Source organism: Peptoniphilus mikwangii (assembly GCF_000468535.1).
GTDB lineage: Bacteria > Bacillota > Clostridia > Tissierellales > Peptoniphilaceae > Anaerosphaera > Anaerosphaera mikwangii.
On record NZ_AUQY01000002.1, the window covers coordinates 116594 to 137006 of the forward strand.

Sequence of the window (20413 nt, forward strand, 5' to 3'; positions counted from 1 at the left end):
TGATAAAACACTATTAAATAGTATTAAAAAAAATACAAAATAATATTTCGAAATACTAAATTAGTAAATGAAGCGTTATAATTAAAAAAATTTGACTTGAGCAATAACTGATAAATTCATTATATTATTAATTTAGTAATTTCCGTCTAATTAAAATAAAAAATATTGAATCTTAAATAAAAACAACACCATAATAAAAAGTATTTAAAATTAGACTTTAATTAGACAATAAGATAGTATTCTATATTTAGTTTAATACATTAACAAGGAATTAAGGTATAGAGTATTATTGTGGGTGAAGAATATGATTATTAAAACAAAAGTAAATGGAATAGAATATGAGACCGATGTAAGTGAAAAATTAAGATTAATAGATTTTCTCAGAGATGATTTGAAACTGACAGGGACAAAAGAAGGATGTTCTGAGGGAGAATGTGGAGCTTGTACTGTCATAATTGATAAAAAGGCAGTTGCATCTTGTTTAGTTCTTGCAGGTCAAGTTGACGGTTGTGAAATTTTAACAGTTGAGGGCTTACAGCAAAATGGAGAGCTTGATATATTACAAAAAAAATTTATAGAACATGGAGCGGTTCAATGCGGATTTTGTTCTCCCGGGTTTTTGATGAGTGCAAAGGCGCTAATGATGAATAATGAAAATCCCACTCTTAATGATATAAAAAGAGCAATAGAAGGTAATATTTGTAGATGTACAGGCTATAAAAAAATTATCGAGGCTATTGATTCTGCAATTAAGGAGGGGAAATAATGTTTTATTCACCTAAAAATGAAATTGAGTTAAAAAATGTTTTATTGAATGCACCTGAAAATACATTTTTTATTGCAGGTGGAACTGATTTAATAATACATCTTAAAAAAAATAATATTACAGAATACAGCATTGTTGATTTGACAAAAATCAGTGATTGGAAAAATATTAGTGAAGACGAAGAATATATATATATAGGTTCTGTTGTAACTATGACAGAACTTTGTGAAAGTGAATTAATAAAAAATAAGCTTACTGCACTTTATAATGCAGCATATAATCTCGGCTCTGAACAAATAAGGAATAAGGCTACAATTGGAGGAAATATTGCCAATGCATCGCAGTCTGCAGATACTATGCTTACTATGTTTTCCTATGGAGCTGATATAAAAATATATAACCCTGAAAACGGTTTTAGGATTGTGCCTATTTACGATGTTGTAATCGGAAGAGAAAAAACATCTTTGACAAAAAATGAAGTTATATGCGAAATAATTATAAAAAAGAAAAATAGAATAAGTGCGTTTAGAAAAGTCGGTTCGAGAATTGCAGTAACAATATCAAAAATAAGTTGTGCAATGGATTTAGAAATGTCTGAGGATGTAATTTTAAATGCAAGTGTATATTTAGGAGCGGTCGGAGTAAAGCCGGTTGAAGCGAAACTTATTGAAGAAGAAATTTTAAATAAAAGGCTAAATGATATTGATATTACAAAAATACAAGAATTGGCATTTAGAGAAATTGAACTTGCAATTCCGACAAGATCTTCAAAATATTATAAAAGAATTGCAATTGAAGGTTTAGTTGAAGATTTATTGGGAGATTTAAAATGAGTCAATATAAATATATAGGGAAAAGTTTAATTAGAGAGGATTCCCTTAGTAGAGTTACAGGGAAAGCAAAATTTATAGGCGATATAAAAAAATATGATATGCTCTATGCAAAACTTGTTTTAAGTGAAAAGCCACATGCAAATATAAGTTTTGATTGTAGTGAAGCTATGAAAGTAGAAGGCATTCATTCTATTTTAACACATAGTGACTTGCCGCAAAAAATGTATAATTCAATGGAATGGTTTTCAGGTGTGTCAGGTTATAAAGATGAGTGTGTACTTAATGAAAGAGCAAGATATGTAGGCGATAGAATTGCAATTGTGATTGGAGAAACCAGAATTGCAGTTGAAGAAGCTATTATGAAGTTAAAGATAAACTATGAAGAATTGCCCGCAGTAATCGGCATTGATGAAGCAAAAAAAGATGAAATAGTAATAAAAAGAGATTCAAATCTTGCCTATGAAAAACATTTGGCGTGTGGAGATTTTGAAAAGGTATGCAAAGAAGCAGACTATATAATTGAAGACAGAGGTTCTACTCCAAGAACACATCATCTTGCCATAGAAAACCATGTTGCACTTGGAGAAATTGATGAATTTGGGAATTTGGTAGTGTCAAGCCCAAGTCAAATAGTTTTTGCAATACAAATGCATTTGTCAAATGTACTTGGAATTCCATATAACAAAGTTAGAGTTATAAAATCCTTGATGGGCGGTTCTTTCGGAGGAAAGCAACAACCTCTTTTAGAAATTATAGTTGGAGCTGTTGCATGGAAGTTAAAAAGGCCGATCCTTTTATATATGGATAGAGAACAAAGCATAAAAGGAACATTTACAAGAAATTATATGAGGGTAAGTGTTAAAACTGCCATCAATAAGGATGGAACAATACTTGGTAGAAAAATATCTACTGAAGTAGACGGTGGAGCATATGATACGAACAATATAAGTATTACAAATGCTTTTGCAAAAAAATTATTCAGATTATACAAAATAAAAAATCAAGAATTTGAAGGTAGAGCATATTATACTAATGCAATTCCTGGAGGAGCATGTAGAGCGTATGGGGGACCACAGGCTCATGCGGTTTCAGAAATAAATATAACTAATGCTGCGTTAAAAATCGGGATGGATCCTTGTGAATTCAGGTTAAAAAATTTAATAGATCCATATGATGATGATCCTGTGGGCGGACCGAATCTTGGTAAAGCCGCAATAAAGGAATGCATCATAAAAGGAATGGAAGCTTTTGATTGGAAAGAAAAATTTAATCATATAAGGGAAAAGAATACGGATAGATATTCTTATGGAGTAGGAGTTGCTTGTGCAAGTCACGGTAATGGTTATCTTGGAGCTTTTCCGGATTTTACAAATATTGAAATGATTCTTTCCGCAGATGGAAGTGTATTGATAAAAAATGCTATACACGAGCAAGGTTGCGGTACGGTTGCATCTCTTGTACAAGTTGCGGCAGAGGAACTCGATCTTGACCCTAAAATGATTTCCATTCCTGAGGCTGATACGTTCATTTCTCCATATGATGCTGCAGGAACTCAGGCAAGTAGAGTAAGCTTTGTAAGTGGAGGAGCAATAATAGAGGCAGCTGAAAAATTAAAAGAAAAGCTTTTTGATACATTAGAAAAGGTTAAAAAACTAAATAAGAATGATTTATATATAGATGATGGATATGTATTGGTTAGAAATTCTGATGAAAAATATAGCTATGGAGAAATAGCGTCATTGAGGGAAAAATTTTTATTCGATCCTACTTCAGTATATGTACACCATGTACCAAAAGGAAATCCGGCTGCACTTGCAGCTTGTTTTGCGGAAGTTAAGGTTGATAAAAAGACAGGATTTGTAGAAATCGTAAAGTTATTAGCTGTACATGATATAGGGAAGCCTATCAATCCTATGCTAGTTGAAGGACAAATTCACGGAGGTTGTCAATTTGTCTTAGGAATGGCTATTTCAGAAGAAGTTGTAATAGACAAAGATGGATATGTAAAAAATGCAAGTCTATCAAAGTATCATACTTTAAATGCACAAGATATGCCTAATGTAGAGGTTATTTTAGTGGAAAGTGATGATGAAACGGCTCCTTACGGATTAAAAAGCGTAGGAGAATTATCAGCGGTTGCACCTGCTCCGGCAGTTTTAAATGCAATAAATCATGCTCTTGGAACTAATATTACCAATTATCCGGCAAATCCGGAAAATATTATAAAGAGCATAGAAAAATTAAGAGAGGAGGAATAAAATGGAGAAATTAATTTTAACAGGAGCTCCATTGACACTTGAAGATGTTTACAGTGTAGCATATTCTAACAGACAAGTTGAAATTTCTGATGATGCCGAAAAAAGAGTAAGAGATGCCAGACAAATTTTATTTGATATGGCAGCTGAGGGTAAACCGGTATATGGATTAAACAGAGGTGTAGGTTGGAACAAAGACAAAGAATTTGATGAAGATTTTTTTGCAGCATATAATAAAAATTTATTAAACAGTCATTGTCTTGGTGTTAAACCATATCACCCGGATGAGCATGTAAGGGCAATTTTACTTTTAAGGTTAAATAAAGCTTTAACAGGACATACCGGAATATCTGCGGAATTGTTGCATCACTATAGAGATTTTCTAAATTATGGAATTCATCCGAGAATTCCTATGAGATCTTCAATAGGAGAGGCTGACATAACAACACTTTCTCACATAGGTCTTGCTTTTATAGGTGAAGAAGATGTAACTTTTAACGGAGAAGTTATGAATTCAACAGATGCTATGAACAAAGTTGGGTTAAAACCTGCAAAGCTTGGTCCCAAAGATGGTCTTAGTATAGTTTCTTGTAATGCACAGGGAGAGGCTATGACTGCAATTTTACTTAAAGAAATAGAAGATATCGTAAAAATGTCTACTATAATATTCTGTATGAGTTTAGAGGGCCTAAACGGCGTTATGGAACAGCTTAGAGAAGATGTTAATGAAGTTAGAGCAATCAAGGGTCAAGAAAAAGTTGCAAAAATGTGTAGAGAATACTTAGAAGGAAGTTATCTTCATGAATATGATCCTGAAAGAGCATTACAAGATCCATTAAGTTTTAGATGTGCCCATTCTGTTAATGGTACAATGTATGATGTAATGGAATATGTAAAAGAGCAACTTGGAATAACTATGAATACAACAGATGATAATCCATGCATAATAATAGATGAAAAATCATCATTTGTAAGTGCAAATTTTGAAATAACATCTTTGGCAATAGGAGTTGAAATGCTGGCAGTAGCGCTTAGTCATTTATCTAAATCTTCTTGTTACAGAATGATAAAATTGGCGGATCCTGCATTTACTAAATTGAATAGATTTTTAACACCAAAGGAAGTTGAAACAATAGCTTTTGGAACTATTCAAAAGACATATACAATGCTTGATACTCAAAATAGAGGACTTGCAAATCCTTCATCTATGGATTTTTATTCTCTTGCCGGAACAATAGAAGACCATGCAAGTAATTTACCTCTTGCTTGTTATAAGATTTTCCAAATGCTTGATAATATAAGATATATTATCGGTATAGAGGCAATGCATGCAGCACAGGCAATTGACCTTAGAGGAAATAAGAAACTTGGAAAGACTACTTCACTTGCATACAAGGTAATTAGAGATGCGGTACCTTTCTATGATAAAGATAGAAATTTAAGTAGAGATATAGAAAAGGTTTATGAAGTAATAAAATCTAAAAAATTATTAGAAATTTTAGAGGTGGAATAAATGAGTGAGAAAAAAATTGATAAAAAAGAAATAAGATGGCCGGTTTTTATACCAGCTTTTGCACTTACACTTTTAGCAGCAATAATAGGTATAGTAAATAATGAAGCTTTAGCAAGTATGTCAAATAAGTTTTTTGGTTGGTCACTTGAAAGTTTTGGATGGTTATATCAAATAGTCAGTGTAGCAGTTTTGATAGTTACATTAGTTATAATGTTTTCTAAAGTTGGTTCAATAAGAATAGGTGGAAAAGATGCAATGCCGAAGTATTCTTTTTGGACATGGTTTGCAATGACATTAACAGGTGGAGTTGCAACAGGTATAGTAAGTTGGGGTGTAAATGAACCTCTAATATATTTAGGAAATGTGTATGGGGAATTGGATGCTCTTGGAATTAAGCCCGGAACAGCAGAAGCGGCAAGATTTGCTATGGGAAGAAGTTTTTATAACTGGACATTTATACCTTATGCAATGTATGCTCTTGCAGGGATTGTAGTAGCTTATGTATATTTTAACAAGAAAAAACAATTGAATGTAACTTCTACACTTGAACCTGTATTTGGAGAAAAAATCAGAAAAGGATTTATTGCAAATATAATAGATACACTTTCAATGCTTGCTATAATCTTAGGACTATCATCAGGACTTACAATGTGTATAGTTTTGATAACTACAGGATTAAATTCTTCTTACGGCTTTGAAAATTCATTTGGATTATTCCTTGCAGTAGGCGTTGTTATAGTTGCACTATTTACACTTTCTTCTTATGTGGGATTAGATAATGGACTTAAAAAATTGGCAGGAATTAATGCGTATTTCTATTACGGATTACTTATATTCTTATTTGTAGCCGGACCTACTCTTTTTATATTGAGAAATACAACAGCAGGATTAGCTGAGTGGTTTAATAATTTCTGGTTATGGGGACTTGATCCTATAGATATAGGAGGGGCACCGTTAACACGTTCTTGGACTTTATTTGACTGGTCTGTATGGATAGCTTATGCACCTGTAACAGGAATATTTTTAGGACAAATTTCTTATGGTAGAACTATAAGAGAATGCTTAATAGTTAATTTAATTCTTCCATCAGTATTTGGTATCATTTGGTTTGGCGTATGGGGAAATACTGCAATAAATATGCAATTAACAGGACAAATGGACTTGGTTGCTACAATTCAAAATTCAAATGCTGTAACAGCACTATTTGAATTTATAAAGAACATGCCATTAAGTGTAATACTTATTCCAATAAACCTATTTGTAATATTAATATCATTTGTAACAGCAGCCGATGCTACAACTAATAATGTTGCATCAATGTGTATTAAGAATATACCGATAGGTTCTGAAGCTCCAAGATATTTAAAAGTAGTTTGGGGAGTTACTATAGGTATAATAGCTATAATTATGGCAGCGTTCGGCGGAAGAGAACAAGGAGTTGAAGGTGTAAAAGCACTTGCTGCGGCAGGAGGATTTGTTGTATTATTCATTTTTATACTACAAATAGTTTCAGCGATAAAAATGTTCTTTATTGATAAGATAGAAGAATAATATTATATATAATAAAAATTTAAATTAAAATAAACCAACTAATATATTAGTTGGTTTATTTTAATTTACCGCTAAAGCATTAAAAAAATAAGCAGTTTAACGATAGAGCAACTTAATCAATTTTTTCATAAGCAGGTATACGCTTACTATGCTTGCTATAAAAGAATAAGTTATAGATTAAGCGTTAAGTGAGTTTTAAATTTATATTATAATTATATCAAATGAGATATAGTATAAGTTTTGTAAAAGAAATATCTCAGATAATATGACAATAGATGTCAAGTTATTATGGTATAATAAACATAGGAGATGTTAAGGCGATGAAAGACAATAGGCTATTTAGGATACTATATTATATTTTAGAAAAGGGAAAAGTTACAGCAAGCGAACTTGCTGATAAATTTGAGGTATCAGTCAGAACAATTTATAGAGATATTGACTCTATCAGCAGTGCCGGTATTCCAATCTATGCAACGCAAGGAAAGGGCGGCGGAATAGAAATTGCTGAGGATTTTGTTCTTAGTAAATCACTACTGTCTGAAAACGAGAAACAACAAATTATGTCAGCTCTTCAAGGATTGGATAATACCGCAATACAGCATGAGAATGAGCTTCTAACAAAACTTTCCGCACTCTTTAAAATGAAAAATACCAGTTGGATAGAGGTTGATTTTAATAATTGGCAAAACAATAAGCTGTATGAACAAACGTTTAATGATATTAAATCTGCAATTTTAAGTAAAAACATTATTTCATTCACATATTTTAGCAGCAATAAAAAAGAAACAAGTAGAAGAGTTAAACCCGTTAGACTACTTTTCAAGAGTCAGGACTGGTATCTATATGCTTTCTGTTTACTCAGAAATGATTTCAGATATTTCAAATTGTCCCGGATAAAGAATTTAGAAATCCATACTGAAAAGTTTGATGACAACTTTGAAGATGCAATACTCAAGAAAGAAATGCCACACGAGAACACAGTGCATATAAAAGTTAAGTTTGATCGTAAAGTTGCTTTCAGGGTATATGATGAACTAAACGGAGAAATTACAGAAGATAATGACGGAAATTTATATACTGAAATAGAAATACCGAATGACTATAACTTATATAATTATATTTTTTCATTTGGAGATGAAGCAGAAGTATTGGAACCTGAAGAAGTTAGAATGCAAATTAAAAAAATGATAAATAAAATGGCAGAAAAATATATAATATGACAGATGGTGTCAAGTATGGTGAGATATAATTATCTTAAATAAAGATAAGGAGGAATAAAAAATGGATACGAAATATTGTCAATGTTGTGGCATGCCTATGGGAGAGGGAACAGAGCTTTATGGTACAAATTCAGATGAAAGCGTAAATGAAGATTATTGTAAGTATTGCTTTGAGAAAAGCGAATTTACTTTTAAGGGAACAATGGAGGAAATGATTGAGATATGCGTTCCTCATGTAGTCGAAGCCAATAAAGATATGAATGAAGATAGTGCAAGAAAAATGATGATGGAGTTTTTCCCAACTCTAAAGAGATGGAAGGAGTAAAAAAATATGCCAAGACCAACGACAAAAAATGATTTAATGGCTGCTGCTAAAGAAAACTATGAAAAATTAAATTTATTTATCTCAAAGATGACTGAGGAAGAGTTAAATACACCATTTGACTTTTCAAAAGATGAAAAGAAAAAAGAAGCCCACTGGAAAAGAGATAAGAACCTAAGAGATGTTTTAATCCATCTCTATGAATGGCATCAGCTTATTTTGAATTGGGTACATTCCAATCAAAAAGGAGAAGAAAAACCGTTTTTGCCTGCGCCGTATAACTGGAAAACTTACGGAGATATGAATGTTGAGTTTTGGAAGAAACATCAAAATACTTCTCTTGAAGATGCAGCAGAAATGTTTCATAAATCCCATAGTGATGTTTTAGCATTAGCTGAAACATTTACAGACAAAGAATTGTTTTCCAAAGGCGTCTATAAGTGGACAGGGGGGAGTACACTGGGTTCCTATTTTGTAAGTGCAACCTCAAGTCATTATGATTGGGCAATGAAAAAGCTTAAAGCTCATAAGAAAAATTGTAAGTTAAAATAGAGGGAATTAGGGTAGTAAAGTGCATTTTAAAGAAGTAAAAGGAATTCTCTCTTCAAAGAATGGAATGAATTTATTCAGAGGCTGCACTAATGGGTGTATTTATTGCGACTCAAGAAGTGGATACTATCATATGAAACATAAATTTGAAGATGTATAAGTAAAAGAAAATTGAACACAGATAGCAGATATATTAACCAAAGATAAAGTCCTTATCCCATCAGCCTACCAATGATAAATGAGTATATAGAAAAAGTTGTAATCCATGAAGCAACAGGAGGAAGACAAGGCAAAGACAGAAAATAACAAGTTGATGTGTATTTTAACTTCATAGGTAACTGTCAAGTGCCACAGAAAATTGATATAGAAAAAATGGCTTAAAAATGGTATAACATAAGGTGAAAAAGAGATAAAATTAAAAGTTTGTGAAGGAAACTAAAATGAATCAATACTTGAAAGAAACTAAAATGCTGGATTTTTCAAATCCGAGTATTCAAAAATTAATAGAGATGAAGCGTTGGGAAGAAGAAAATAAGTTTGATTGTCTTAAAGCTATTTATAATTTCGTAAGAGATGATATAGTATTTGGGTACAATGTGGATGACAGTATTCCTGCTTCTAAAGTTCTTGATGATGGATATGGTCAATGCAATACAAAAGGAACTCTTTTTATGGCATTGCTTCGTGCCTGCAAAATTCCTTGCCGAATCCATGGATTTACCATAGATAAACAACTACAAAAAGGTGCAATGAGTGGGTTTGTTTATAAAAATGCACCCCAAAATATATTTCACAGCTGGGTTGAAGTGTATTTTGAAGATAAATGGTATGAACTGGAGGCTTTTATACTGGATCAAAAATACTTATCCAAGTTGCAAAAACAATTTGCAAACTGCACTGGATCTTTTTGCGGATATGGGGTTGCGGTAAAGGATTTTCAGCATCCAGTAATTGATTTTGACAGAAACAACACATACATACAAAGTGAGGGAATAACTAAGGATTTTGGAGTATATGATTCTCCGGATGAATTAATGAAAAATCATCATCAGGAGCTATCAGGAATCAAGACTTTTGTATATAGACATTTGGGAAGGCATTTGATGAATTGGAATGTAAAGAACATAAGAAAATCTTAAATCCCAGTTTGTCACATTAACAACTAAATATGACTAACACAGGGACAGTAAATCAAAAAGGTTTACTGTTTGGAAGTTGTGGAGGTAATTTGAATGGATGATAAAGTAAAAGAGTTTTGGATTAAATTTTGCAACGAAAAGAAATTACCGATAGATATAAAATATCAAGCTTGGAGTTTCGGCAATACAAAAGAGATGGCTGATAAATTGGCAGAATTAGTTAATTGTAATATTAAGACAGCTACGACTTCAGCATTTGAATTATATGAAATGGGAGACGATATACCACAAGTGGGAGAGTATAATATAATTCTCAATGGTTCTAAAGAGCCTGTATGTATTACACAAACAAAAGTAGTGTATATGATGCCTTATAACTTAATTACACCGGAACATGCATGGCATGAAGGTGAAGGTGATAGGAGCTATCAGTATTGGAGAGAGGTTCATGACAGCTACTTTTTTGAAGAATATAAATCGGTAGGAAAAAATTTCTATGAACAAGCTCCAATGATATGCGAAGTATTTGAAAAGATTTATTAGACAATTCCAAGTTTGTCTAATTGAATAGAATAATTTTTGAAACAGTAAAACACAAAGATTTGCTGTTTTTTCTTTGTCTAAAAACGGAAAGGAGGACTTATGGAAGAAAAAAGAGAGATAAAAAAACTGCAATATAAACAGTTAATAATGGATATTGGAAAGACGAAACACACTGTAAACCTACATTTTAAGCAAGGCACAGGGGAAACATATAAAGATAAAATATTAAAGCTAATCAAGAGAGAAACGGAGAAGATATAAATTTGTCAAAGAAATTTTGTTATGTCCTTTAGCCAACCATTACACTTTAATATTTTCATTCATTACGGAGAACTCGGTATGTTCAGATGCTGAAGTTCTCTTTTTTGTTTTCAGATAAGAAGATAAGAAATAATATGTAGATAAAAATTTAAAAAAGAATCTTAAAATACAAAATATATATGATTATTTCTCAAATTTCATATCTGATTTCAGAGAAGATATAAGGTTATATCTATAATAATAGAAAGAATAAATAAAGAAATTACTTTTGAATAAATAGTTAAAATATTATAAATATTTATTTTGATAACTATTAATATTTAAAATTTGTGGTAAACTATTTAAGTTAAAAGTTTTTGGGGGAGATATTTTGAAAAGTAAGAAAAGTTTATTGCAATATATTTTTATAATCTTATTTTTAGTAATTAGCTATGATTTGTTACTGGAATTGTTTTTTGCATTTTATTTTTATGGAAAGGCAGCTTTGTTCGGAGAAAATTTTAAAATTTTTAATGATGGAGATTTTTTTCTTGAAACACTATCTTGTATAATTCCTTTAATTGTATATTCTGTATGGTTTTTTGCTTTAAAAAAGAATAATGATGATAAAGTGAGTTTTGAAGAGTCTGTAATATCAAAGATAGTTAAGTGCAGTATAATAACATTTGGTTTGGGCGGAATATCATCATTATGGTTGGAATTTGTTGATCGTTATTTATATAAAATTTCAATTTTCAAAAATAGCTATGACAGCTTCAATGATACGTGGTCCGGTGTTGTAGAAGAACCGTATATATTTGTATTTCTTTCAGTGGTAATTTTAGGGCCGATTGTAGAAGAATTGCTTTTTAGAGGTCTTATATATAATTATTCTGATAAGATAAAGAGTAAGTTGTTTCCTGTGATTGTTTCTGCGTTACTTTTCGGTATTTGGCATAGGGAATTGGTTCAATCAGTATATACAATTTCCTTAGGATTTGGTATAGCTCTTGTATACAAAGATATGAAGTCGTTAATTTGGCCAATATATGTTCATATATTAAATAATTTTATTTCGTCTTTTCCGGATTTTATATATAATGATGCATTTTTAAATGCAATAGATTATTTATCATTTATAATGATAATACCGACATTTTATTTTATGTATAAGATGATTAAAAGGATGTATACCCAAACTTCTATACAAATAGAAAGTTCGGATACTTTAGAGTAGGATTTCCTACTCTTTTTTTATTAATATAGTATGCTTTATAAGGTTGAAATTATTGAAATATGGATTTTGTTGTAGTATATTAATAAATAATAATTATATAGGTTGTGATTAATTGAGAGAATTTAGTAGAAAGTTAAAAAAGGTAGTTGTGAAAATTGGTTCATCTTCAATAACACATGACAATGGAATTATAAATTTACAGAAGATTGATGAACTTGCATGGGAACTTTCAAATTTAAAAAATCATGGTATAGATGTGGTTTTAGTTTCATCCGGAGCAATTGCTGCAGGAGCAAAGAGATTAAATTTAGCTGAGAGACCTAGAGATACTGTTGGAAAACAAGCTGCATCCGCAGTAGGGCAAGTAGCTCTTATGAACACTTATAACAGAGCATTTAATGAGTTTAGCTATCAAGCGGCACAAATTTTATTGACAAAGCAAATTGAGACAGATAGTGTAATGAGAGAAAATTCAAAAAATACATTTCAAAAATTATTAAGTATGAATGTAATACCAATAGTAAATGAAAATGATACGATTTCAACATTTGAGATAGAATTTGGAGATAATGACACATTATCTGCAGTTGTAGCAAGAATTGTTGATGCTGATTTACTTATATTATTATCGGATATAGATGGTTTATATAATGATGATCCGAAGAAAAATGAAAATGCAAAGTTTATTTATGAAGTTAATGAAATTGATGAGAAATTAAAAATGATGGCAAAGGACTCTTCTTCAAATGTAGGTACAGGCGGAATGACAACTAAGATAAATGCTGCAAAAATGTGCATGGAGAAGGGGATAGATGTTGTTATTGCTAATTCAAATGATATTAAGAATATAAGAAGGGTAGTAGGAGGAGAAGAAATTGGAACAATCTTTAAGGCAAAGTCTTGAAAATATTGCAATTAAATCTAAAAATGCCAATAGACAGCTTTCAAAATTAAGCTCTAAGGAAAAGAATAGTATATTATCAAATATAAAGAAAAATATAATTTTGAAAGCTGATGAAATTATAAAAGCTAATTTAATTGATATGGATAATGCTAAAAAAATCGGGTTAAAAGAAGGTGTACTTGATAGACTTTTGCTTACAGAAAATAGAGTTAGAGCCATGGCAGAGTCGGTAGAAACTCTCATAGATTTAAAAGATCCTGTCGGCAATATTTATGATATGAGAACTCTTGAAAATGGGCTTATAGTTGGAAAGAAAACTGTACCCATAGGAGTTCTTGCAATAATATATGAAGCAAGACCAAATGTTACATTAGATGCTTCAATACTTGCCATAAAGTCATCAAACTCACTTATTTTAAGAGGTGGAAAAGAAGCTATAAATTCAAATATTTCAATAGTAAAGATAATAAGGGAATCTATTTCTGAATTGGGATATGATGAAAATATGATTTGTTTAATTGAAGATACCACAAGAGAGTCATCAGTAGAGCTTATGAAATTAAAAGGATATATAGATTTACTAATACCAAGAGGTAGCGCAAGTTTAATAAATTCAGTAATTGAAAACTCAAAGGTTCCGGTTCTTGAAACAGGAGTTGGGAATTGTCATGTATATGTAGACAGCAGTGCAAAAATTGAAATGGCATTAAATATAATTGAGAATGCAAAGACTTCAAGAATTGGAGTATGTAATGCTATGGAGTCATTACTTGTAAGTGAAGATATATCTGACAACTTTTATGAAGGACTACAAAAAATTATTAATCAATATAATATAATAATACATGGATGCGAGAAGACCATGGATAAGATTAATAATGTGATTTATGCTACAGATGAAGATTATGGAAAGGAATATTTAGATTATGAAATGTCTATGAAAGTGGTTAGCGGAATAGATGAAGCAATAGATCATATATATAGATATTCTACAAATCATTCTGAAGTTATTATTACAGAAAATTATGAAAATGCTATGAAATTTTTAAATGGAGTAGACTCTGCATGTGTATATGTAAATGCAAGTTCAAGATTTACTGATGGTGGAATTTTTGGATTTGGAGCTGAAATTGGAATTTCTACACAAAAGTTGCATGCAAGAGGTCCTGTTGGGTTGAATGAGCTCACAAGCTCAAAATATGTTATTTTAGGTTCTGGACAAGTAAGGGAATAATTATGAAATATATAAGTACAAGAGGAAATTCGAAATTAAATTCAAGTTACGAGGTAATTTTAAAGGGACTTAGTGATGATGGAGGACTATATCTTCCTGAAAGTTTTCCTGAAATTGAATTTAGTAATGAGGAAATTGAAAAATTAGATTATATTTATTTTGCTAAAAAAATAATAGGAAGTATATTTGATGACTTTAATAAAGAAGAATTATATAGTGCTATTGAGTTGGCATATTCAACATTTAAAGGCAACATAGTTCCTATAAAAAAGCTTGATAATAAATATGTTATTGAATTATATCATGGTCAAACTTTTGCATTTAAAGATTTTGCACTATCATTATTACCAAGGCTTATAAGTATTGCAATAAAACATTCTGGATTAGATAAAAAAATTTTAGTTTTAACCGCTACTTCCGGAGATACAGGAAGTGCGGCATTATATGGTTTTAAAAACGTAGAAAATACTGATATTGCAGTTTTTTATCCTACAGATGGTATTAGTGAAATTCAAGAGAGACAAATGGTAACACTTGATGGTAAGAATACCCATGCAATTGCAATAAGAGGAAATTTTGATGATGCTCAGTCTTCGCTTAAAAAGATTTTTAATGATGTGCAATTTAGAGAATATCTTAATATGAAAGGATATGAATTATCATCAGCTAATTCTATAAATATAGGAAGGCTTATACCACAGACTGTATATTATTTTTATAGTTACTATTATCTTGTGAAAAACGGTTATATAAAAAATGGTGAGAAAATTTCTGTAAGTGTTCCTACAGGAAATTTCGGAAATATTTTAGCGGCATATCTGTCTAAAAAAATGGGATTACCTATTAATAATTTAATATGTGCTTCAAATAAAAATAATGTACTTACAGAATTTATAAATAGAGGTATTTACAATATAAATCGAGAGTTTTTTGTCACTAATTCTCCTTCAATGGATATTTTAATTTCAAGTAATTTAGAGAGATTTTTATACTATGAACTTGGCGAAGATTCTGAAGAGATTAAGTTCTTAATGGAATCGTTGATGAAGAATGGAAAATATTTTATTGACAGCAGAAGGCTTAATAATATAACGGCATATTATTTTGATGATGATAGAACTATAGATGAAATAAAAAAAATATATGATGAGTATAATTATTTAGTGGATACACATACTGCGATAGGGTTACTTGCTGCGCAAGATTATGAAAAATTTAATAAGGACGAAAAAATACTGGTTGCAGCTACTGCATCACCGTTTAAATTTATAAATTCAATAGCTGAGGCACTTATGATGAATTCAAATGATGAAATTAGTGCTTTAAATACTTTGGAAGAAAAATTTAATATAAGTGTTCCTGTTGAATTTAAAGATTTATTTGCAAAAGATATAAAAAATAAAATGGTAATAGAAAAAGATGAAATAAAAGATTATATAAGGAGGATAATAAAATGATCATAAAAGTGCCGGCTACAACGGCAAATTTAGGGCCAGGATATGATAGTCAAGGTATGGCATTAAAATTATATAATTTTTTTAAAATAGAGCCTTGTAGTTTCTTAGATGAGAAGTTAAATGATAACCTTATTTATAAATCTTTTAGATATTTTTACGATGAAAACAATATTGAAGCGCCAAGTATTTCTATAAAAGTAAAATCTATGATTCCGATGACTCGAGGACTTGGCAGCAGTGCTACTTGTATAGTTGCAGGATTAATGGCTGCGAATGAGTTGAGTAATTTAAAATTGGATAGGAAAGCTATTTTAAGATATGCTACAAATATAGAGGGACATCCGGATAATGTCGCTCCTGCAATTTTTGGAGGACATATCACTTCAATAGTGGAAGATGAAGTATATTTTTATAAAACTCATATTGATAAAAATTTTAAATTTAATGTATTGGTTCCAAATTTTAAAATGCAAACAAGTAGAGCAAGAGAAGTTGTAAAAAAAGAAGTTAGGTTATCTGATGCAGTTTCAAATATTGCAAGAGCAACATTGATTTCAAATGCACTTAACAGTGGAGATTTTAATCTGCTTAAAGGAGCGGCTAAGGATTTATTACATGAACCCTACAGAAAACAACTGATAAGCGATTATGATTATATTAAAAGCATATGCAGCGGTAATAATGCAGTCCTATTTATAAGCGGGGCAGGACCAAGTTTACTTGTAATATCTGAAAGGGATAACAATGATATAGATAATGCTCTTAAAAATTTAAGCAATATAATTTCAAAATGGAGAATTCACAATGTTGAAGTTGAAAATGATGGAGCTAAAATAATATTTTAGATTATGGATATAATTAAATAAAAAAATAAAATTGGTTAAGTGCAAACTTAACCAATTTTTAGTTTAATAATTTATTAAATGACGTTATTATAGAACAATTTAAAAATAGTAACATGTTAATTAAATATTGAACAAAAGTAAACTCTATAATATATTATAAGTAGAGGTGCATTATGATTTATTTGTTATTGTCAATGATTTTAGGAATAGTCTTAGGTGACTGTTTAAAAATAAATTTAATATATCTTGCCATTTTAGTTATGCTATCATCTACATACTTTTTTTATTTTAAAAAATTTAAGACCGGAATATCTTTTTTATGTATTATATTGTTTATAATCTCTTTTTTAAATGTGAGTATGAGGACATCAAATCAATTAAATGAAAGTGTAAATATTAAAGCTGAAATTGTAGATGATTATATAAATAATGAAAGTAAATACATTGCATCTTCATCTATATTTAAAAAATATTTATTATATTCAAAAGAAAAGTTAAGTATTGGAGATATTGTTATTATTTACGGAAGCTCTGCGATACCTGAAGGGAAGATGAATTTTAGTGATTTTAATTATAAAAATTATTTAAAATCGAAAGGAATATATGAAATTATATATTCAAATTCAGTGAAAAAAGTCGGAGAAAGTAAAAGTTTAAAGCTAAGAACATATTTTAAGGATTATATTACAGACACGGTATCAAAGAATTTATCTGATAAAAATGCAGATATTATAAATTCTATATTGCTTGGAAATTCAAATTATATTGATAAAGATATTAAAGATAATTTTAGAAATATTGGGCTTTCTCATATGCTTGCCATTTCGGGACTTCATATGGGAATACTTATGATTATTTTTGAGGGAATATTAAAATTATTTGGAATTTCAAAAGTTTTAAGAAGGAGTATAGCTCTTTTATTTTCATTTGTATATTTATACTTAATTTCAATGCCAATAGGGGCATTTAGAGCATATTTGATGTTTGGATTTATGTTTATGTCATTTTTGTTTAAATATAAATATACTTCATTTAATGCACTCATTTTAAGTGCAATGATTACAATTTTAATAAATCCATTTTCCATATATTCTCCGTCGTTTTTACTCAGCTATTTGAGTGTGCTTGGAATTATATTATTTTATAAAAAATTCGAAATATTATTTCAAAAAAATTATTTCGGCAAAAGCTTGGCACTGACTCTTTCTGTGAATATTATGTTATTTCCGGTAAGTATATACTTATTTAGAGAATTTTCTGTTTTGGGTTTCATATCAAATGTTTTTCTATTGCCGTTATATAGTTTTGCAATAATACTTTCATATATTTTAATTATATTTAAGCCTATTGCATTTCTTATTGCACCATCAATAAATTTTATATTGAATGTTGCAAGTTTTTTAGCTGTAAAAATTAATGATTTTAGCTTTTTAAATTTAGAGTTTGCTGAAATTTCTATCATTTCAGTTTTTATTTTATATTCCAATTTTATTATAATCAAATATAAAGATATTTTTATTAATTTTTATAAATTTAATATATCTGTTTTAATAAGTTTAATATTAATAATATTAATTAATTCAGCTATGTTTTTATACGATTATAATAATTCGTTTGAGCTTAATTTTATATATGTAGGTCAAGGAGATTGCGCCATTGGAAGAACTAATAATAGATATTTTATGGTTGACACCGGGGGAAGTTCAAATGAAAACTACAATCCGGGTAAAAAATATACATTAAACTATTTGAAAGCTAAGGGAATAAATAAAATTGATAAAGTTTTTATATCACATTTTGATGAAGATCATGTTGATGGACTACTTGATATTATTGATGAAGTTAAAATAAAAAGTCTTTATATATCATATATAGAAGACAATAAATATTTACAAAAGGCATTAAGTAAGGGAATGAATATATACCTTGTACAAAAAGATGATTTAATAAAGATGGATGATAACACATTTTTTAGAATAATTTCAGATGTTGACGAATATAATTCTTCAAATGATAAGTCGATGGTTATGATATTAAATCATAGAGGGTTTAAAATTTTATTTACAGGAGATATAGAACAAACTGAAAGTAATATTACTGAAACCTGTAATTTGTTGAAAGTTGCACATCATGGTTCAAAAACTTCTACATCAGAAGAATTTTTGAAAACTGCTAAACCTAGATATGCGGTAATAAGTTGTGGAATTAATAATTCTTATAGGCATCCTCATTCAGAGGTTATTAACAGATTACAAGAAAATAATGTAATAACCAAAGTTACAAATGAGGTTGGAGAAATAAATTTAAATATTAAAAAGAATTCTATTATTTTTAAAGGTTTTAAGGAAAAAGATGGAAGTTTTGGTATAATTACATTATTAACTTATATAGTTATTATTGCATTTGTAAGAGAGTATGGTGAATATATTGCAATACAGGGAAATATACAAAAAAGATATTAGCGGGGCATTTCTGTTTTATGGTTATGAAAGGCTTTTAATGGACAATGCAATCGAATATGTAAAGAAAAAATATGTAAGTAGAGGAATGGAAACTTTTAATTTGTCATTATATGACGGAAATAATTTAACGGAAGATAAGCTTATGTCATCTTGCGAAACACTTCCTGTTATGAATGATAAAAGAGTTATATTCGTAAAAGGAGCTAATGCGTTTTCAGAAAGTGTTACAAAAGAATTTTATAAATTTTTGGATAATATCGGAGAATTTTTAATATTAGTATTTCTTGATGAAGACAATAAAATAGATAAAACAAAAACCTTCTATAAATATTTTTCTAAAAATAATAGAGCTATAGAATTTCCTAAATTAAGCGGAAAGGACATATTTAATTTTATTGAAGGATATTTAGTTAGAAAAGGATTTGATATTAGTAAATCGGATATTAGTTATCTTAGCTTAAAATCAGGTTATGATTCTAAAAATTTAGATATGACTTTGTATGATTTAAAAAATGAACTTGATAAGATGCTTGTTTTATCTGAAGTTAAGAAAATAGATAGGGAAGTTATTGATAGGTCTATGACTCAAAATGCCGATTCAAATATTTTTAATTTTTTAGATGCACTTTGTAATAAAAATACTGAAAAATCACTTATGGAATTTAAAAAATTACATTTATTGAATGAACCTATTGAGAGAATATTTTCTATGATTGTAAGACAGGTTAGGCTTCTAATAATGTATGGAGATTTAAAATCTAACGGATATAAAGATGTACAAGCTATGAATTATATGGGAATAAAACAATATGAGTATTCAAAAATTTCAAAGTTTTCGCATAACTTTGATTTAAAATTTTTATATCAGTTTTATGAAAAGTTGTTAAATATTGATGAATATTTTAAAACAACACAACTTTCGAAATATATTTTATTAGAAATGCTAATAGTAGAATTTACAAAATAAAATTAGAAAACCTGAGGAATATTCCTCAGGTTAATTTATATCTGACTATTTTATAGAAATGTGCGATACAATTACATTCTAATTTTGTTGATAATTAGTTTGCCTTGTTAAATTTAAGAGTAAGTCTTGAAATTTTTCTTGCTGCTGCATTTTTATGAACGATATTGTTGTGAGCAGCTTTTTTTAGTTTTTTATCAACAAGCTTTAATAGTTCTCTCGCTTCATCTATATTACCAGCTTCTAATGCTGATTCAAATTTTTTAACAGCTGATTTAACTTCAGTTTTGATTGATTTGTTACGAGCGTTATTTCTCTTAATAACATCTATTCTTTTAATAGCTGATTTAATATTTGCCATGTAATTCACCTCCACAGT

The 20413-nt window shown here is 29.4% G+C and carries 19 protein-coding genes and 1 pseudogene; 19 read left to right on the forward strand and 1 reads right to left on the reverse strand.

Annotated features, from left to right (window positions below):
• Nucleotides 1-304 precede the first annotated feature (304 nt).
• From M915_RS00950 to holA, 19 genes and pseudogenes are all read left to right on the forward strand, one after another.
• A complete protein-coding gene (locus tag M915_RS00950; protein ID WP_036728514.1) occupies nucleotides 305-766 on the forward strand; it encodes a (2Fe-2S)-binding protein in 462 nt (153 codons plus the stop codon).
• Complete coding sequence (locus M915_RS00955; protein ID WP_009222357.1) at nucleotides 766-1599, forward strand: FAD binding domain-containing protein; 834 nt, start codon at nucleotides 766-768, stop codon at nucleotides 1597-1599. The genes M915_RS00950 and M915_RS00955 overlap by 1 nt, the downstream gene beginning before the upstream one ends.
• A complete protein-coding gene (locus tag M915_RS00960) occupies nucleotides 1596-3857 on the forward strand; it encodes a xanthine dehydrogenase family protein molybdopterin-binding subunit (RefSeq protein WP_036728517.1) in 2262 nt (753 codons plus the stop codon). The genes M915_RS00955 and M915_RS00960 overlap by 4 nt, the downstream gene beginning before the upstream one ends.
• A gap of 1 nt (nucleotide 3858) precedes the next feature.
• On the forward strand, nucleotides 3859-5367 hold the full coding sequence (locus M915_RS00965; RefSeq protein WP_036728520.1) for an HAL/PAL/TAL family ammonia-lyase: 1509 nt from the start codon (nucleotides 3859-3861) through the stop codon (nucleotides 5365-5367).
• Nucleotides 5368-6918, forward strand: coding sequence for a BCCT family transporter (locus M915_RS00970; protein ID WP_036728522.1), 1551 nt, complete (start codon nucleotides 5368-5370; stop codon nucleotides 6916-6918). It abuts the gene before it with no gap.
• A 320-nt stretch (nucleotides 6919-7238) separates the two neighbouring features.
• Entirely contained in the window at nucleotides 7239-8138 is a 900-nt protein-coding gene (locus tag M915_RS00975) for a helix-turn-helix transcriptional regulator (protein WP_036728525.1), read from the forward strand.
• Between the two features lie 61 nt (nucleotides 8139-8199).
• A complete protein-coding gene (locus tag M915_RS00980; protein WP_036728528.1) occupies nucleotides 8200-8463 on the forward strand; it encodes a zinc ribbon domain-containing protein in 264 nt (87 codons plus the stop codon).
• Between the two features lie 6 nt (nucleotides 8464-8469).
• Nucleotides 8470-9012 (forward strand): ClbS/DfsB family four-helix bundle protein, encoded by a 543-nt coding sequence (locus M915_RS00985; RefSeq protein ID WP_009222350.1) that lies wholly within the window; start codon nucleotides 8470-8472, stop codon nucleotides 9010-9012.
• Nucleotides 9013-9228: 216 nt separating this feature from the next.
• A pseudogene (locus tag M915_RS07565) lies at nucleotides 9229-9390 on the forward strand (DUF4368 domain-containing protein); the annotation flags it as partial.
• Nucleotides 9391-9449: 59 nt separating this feature from the next.
• Nucleotides 9450-10148: a transglutaminase-like domain-containing protein gene (locus tag M915_RS00990; protein ID WP_036728531.1), complete on the forward strand. Its 699-nt coding sequence runs from the start codon at nucleotides 9450-9452 to the stop codon at nucleotides 10146-10148.
• 93 nt (nucleotides 10149-10241) lie between these two features.
• On the forward strand, nucleotides 10242-10691 hold the full coding sequence (locus M915_RS00995; protein WP_036728535.1) for an ASCH domain-containing protein: 450 nt from the start codon (nucleotides 10242-10244) through the stop codon (nucleotides 10689-10691).
• Nucleotides 10692-10790: 99 nt separating this feature from the next.
• Complete coding sequence (locus M915_RS01000) at nucleotides 10791-10952, forward strand: transposon-encoded TnpW family protein (protein ID WP_009222347.1); 162 nt, start codon at nucleotides 10791-10793, stop codon at nucleotides 10950-10952.
• 370 nt (nucleotides 10953-11322) lie between these two features.
• Nucleotides 11323-12168 (forward strand): CPBP family intramembrane glutamic endopeptidase, encoded by an 846-nt coding sequence (locus tag M915_RS01005; protein WP_009222346.1) that lies wholly within the window; start codon nucleotides 11323-11325, stop codon nucleotides 12166-12168.
• A 112-nt stretch (nucleotides 12169-12280) separates the two neighbouring features.
• The gene (gene proB, locus M915_RS01010; RefSeq protein WP_009222345.1) at nucleotides 12281-13072 is read left to right on the forward strand and encodes a glutamate 5-kinase; all 792 of its coding nucleotides are present in this window, start codon (nucleotides 12281-12283) and stop codon (nucleotides 13070-13072) included.
• Nucleotides 13044-14306, forward strand: coding sequence for a glutamate-5-semialdehyde dehydrogenase (locus tag M915_RS01015; RefSeq protein WP_036728537.1), 1263 nt, complete (start codon nucleotides 13044-13046; stop codon nucleotides 14304-14306). Before proB ends, M915_RS01015 begins: the two co-directional genes overlap by 29 nt.
• Nucleotides 14307-14308: 2 nt before the next feature.
• Nucleotides 14309-15763, forward strand: coding sequence for a threonine synthase (gene thrC / locus M915_RS01020; RefSeq protein ID WP_009222343.1), 1455 nt, complete (start codon nucleotides 14309-14311; stop codon nucleotides 15761-15763).
• Nucleotides 15760-16608, forward strand: a complete 849-nt coding sequence (gene thrB, locus M915_RS01025) for a homoserine kinase (protein WP_036728540.1) — start codon at nucleotides 15760-15762, stop codon at nucleotides 16606-16608. Before thrC ends, thrB begins: the two co-directional genes overlap by 4 nt.
• 173 nt (nucleotides 16609-16781) lie before the next feature.
• The gene (locus M915_RS01030) at nucleotides 16782-19070 is read left to right on the forward strand and encodes a DNA internalization-related competence protein ComEC/Rec2 (protein WP_036728542.1); all 2289 of its coding nucleotides are present in this window, start codon (nucleotides 16782-16784) and stop codon (nucleotides 19068-19070) included.
• A complete protein-coding gene (gene holA / locus M915_RS01035) occupies nucleotides 19036-20037 on the forward strand; it encodes a DNA polymerase III subunit delta (RefSeq protein ID WP_036729716.1) in 1002 nt (333 codons plus the stop codon). The genes M915_RS01030 and holA overlap by 35 nt, the downstream gene beginning before the upstream one ends.
• Before the next feature lie 94 nt (nucleotides 20038-20131).
• Here the strand turns inward: holA and rpsT are convergent, their stop codons facing one another.
• On the reverse strand, nucleotides 20132-20395 hold the full coding sequence (rpsT, locus tag M915_RS01040) for a 30S ribosomal protein S20 (protein WP_009222339.1): 264 nt from the start codon (nucleotides 20393-20395) through the stop codon (nucleotides 20132-20134).
• Nucleotides 20396-20413: the final 18 nt, after the last annotated feature.